Origin of the sequence: Campylobacter sp. BCW_6465 (assembly GCF_001762815.1) — a bacterium.
In the GTDB taxonomy this organism is placed as follows: Bacteria; Campylobacterota; Campylobacteria; order Campylobacterales; family Campylobacteraceae; genus Campylobacter_D; species Campylobacter_D jejuni.
Window position 1 is genome coordinate 1 of the sequence record NZ_MJXN01000074.1, and the last position, 2,495, is coordinate 2,495.

General features: G+C 33.7%; 1 protein-coding gene and 1 pseudogene. Both read left to right on the plus strand.

The window, feature by feature from the left end; all coding sequences use genetic code 11:
- Window positions 1-810 (plus strand): annotated as a pseudogene (locus AJ886_RS04570) (motility associated factor glycosyltransferase family protein); the annotation flags it as partial.
- Between the two features lie 75 nt (window positions 811-885).
- Window positions 886-2,495: flagellin A (locus AJ886_RS04575; RefSeq protein ID WP_070287230.1), on the plus strand; the 1,610-nt coding region annotated here is incomplete at its 3' end.

Here is a 2,495-nt window from a genome sequence, read left to right on the forward strand (position 1 = left end):
GACTTTGGTTATATTGATACAGGTACTCATGTAAGTCATTTTTCTTATACCTTAGCTTTGGCTTTAGGATTTAAAAATATTATCATGATAGGACAAGATTTAGCCTTTGATGAAGAAGGAAATTCACATTCAAAAGGTTTTGATTTTGGGGAGAAATTTAGCGGTGAAGAAAATATAGACAAACTTAAAGTCCCAGCCTATGCAGGTAAAGGTGAAGTTTTAACTCATATGGATTGGAATGATTATCGCATAAAACTTGAATATCTTTTTGCTTGCAACAGTAAAGAAGCTAAATTTTACAATGCTACTGAAGGTGGAGCAAGGATTAATTTTACTGAAGAACTTTCCTTTAAAGAATGTTGTGAAAAACTCCTTACAAAAGAAAAACCTAAATTTGAACTTCCAAAAAGTTTAACTAAAAATAGAAGTGATAAACTCCTAGTTAAATTCAAAGAAAAAATACAAAAAGATCAAGATAATGCTAACAGATTTTTAAATGATGCTTTAGCTTTAAAACAAATTTTAGAAAATATACTCAGTAAAGATTTTATTTTACCTTTGGAATTTTTAGAAAAAGTTTATCAAAATATAGAAAATTTCAATCACTCTTTAGATGAAGATGAGTTTATACAAGATGAAGTTTTAAGAGGGGCTTTCGCTTATCGTGGAAAAATGATTGCTGATGTATTAAAACTTCATATACAAGATAAAACGCATTTTATCATAGCTTACATCAAAGCTTATTATGAATGGTTGCTTTATTTTATAGAAAAATTAGAGCAAAAATACAAATTTTTATTAAAAGTATAAAATATTTTTTTGATTGCACGATATAGCATGTAACAAGTTCATGGATGAGCTTGAATTTTTTTAAAAGGATTTAAAATGGGATTTCGTATTAACACAAACGTTGCAGCATTAAATGCAAAAGCAAACTCTGATCTAAACAGCAAAGCATTAGATCAATCACTTGCAAGACTTAGTTCAGGTCTTAGAATCAACTCAGCCGCAGATGATGCTTCAGGGATGGCGATAGCAGATTCTTTAAGATCTCAAGCTAATACTTTAGGTCAAGCTATATCAAATGGTAACGATGCTTTAGGTATCTTACAAACTGCAGATAAGGCTATGGATGAGCAACTTAAAATCTTAGATACAATCAAGACTAAGGCAACTCAAGCGGCTCAAGATGGACAAAGCTTAAAAACAAGAACCATGCTTCAAGCAGATATTAACCGCTTGATGGAAGAACTTGATAATATCGCTAATACTACTTCATTTAATGGTAAACAACTTTTAAGTGGTAATTTTATCAATCAAGAATTTCAAATCGGTGCAAGTTCAAATCAAACTGTAAAGGCTACCATAGGAGCAACTCAATCTTCTAAAATCGGTTTAACACGCTTTGAAACCGGAGGAAGAATTTCTGAAAGTGGTGAAGTGCAATTTACTTTGAAAAACTACAACGGTATAGATGATTTTAAATTCCAAAAAGTTGTGATTTCAACTTCAGTAGGAACAGGACTTGGGGCTTTAGCTGAAGAGATCAATAAAAGCGCTGATCAAACCGGTGTTAGAGCTACCTTTACAGTAGAGACTAGGGGTATATCAGCAGTTAGAGCAAGTACCACTTCAGATGATTTTGCTATTAATGGGGTAAAAATCGGCCAAGTAGAATATAAAGATGGCGATGCTAATGGAGCCTTAGTTGCTGCGATTAACTCTGTAAAAGACACTACAGGGGTTGAAGCTTCAATTGATGCTAATGGACAGCTTTTGCTTACCTCAAGAGAGGGTAGAGGGATTAAAATTGATGGTGATATTGGTAGAGGTGCTTTTATCAATCCAAATATGAAAGAAAATTACGGTCGCTTATCTTTGGTTAAAAACGATGGTAAAGATATTCTAATCAGTGGTTCTGGACTTTCTTTTGCAGGTTTTGGTGCGAGCAATTTTATCTCTCAAGCTTCTGTTTCTTTAAGGGAATCAAAAGGAAGATTTGATGCCAATGTTGCTGATGCTATGGGATTTGGTTCTGCAAATAAGGGAGTTATGTTAGGTGGTTATTCTTCTGTTAGTGCTTATATGAGTAGTGCAGGAAGTGGATTTTCTTCAGGTTCAGGTTATTCTGTAGGTAGTGGTAAAAACTATTCTACAGGTTTTGCAAATGCTATAGCTATTTCAGGTGCTTCTCAACTTTCTGCAGTATATAATGTTTCTGCAGGTTCAGGTTTTTCAAGTCAAAGCGGACTTTCTCAGTTTGCAACTATGAAGACAACTGCTTTTGGGGTAAAAGATGAAACTGCAGGTGTAACTACACTTAAAGGTGCTATGGCAGTGATGGATATAGCAGAAACTGCTATAACAAATCTTGATCAAATCAGAGCAGACATTGGTTCAGTGCAAAATCAAGTTACATCAACTATAAATAACATTACCGTAACTCAAGTCAATGTCAAAGCAGCAGAATCAACCATAAGAGATGTAGACTTTGC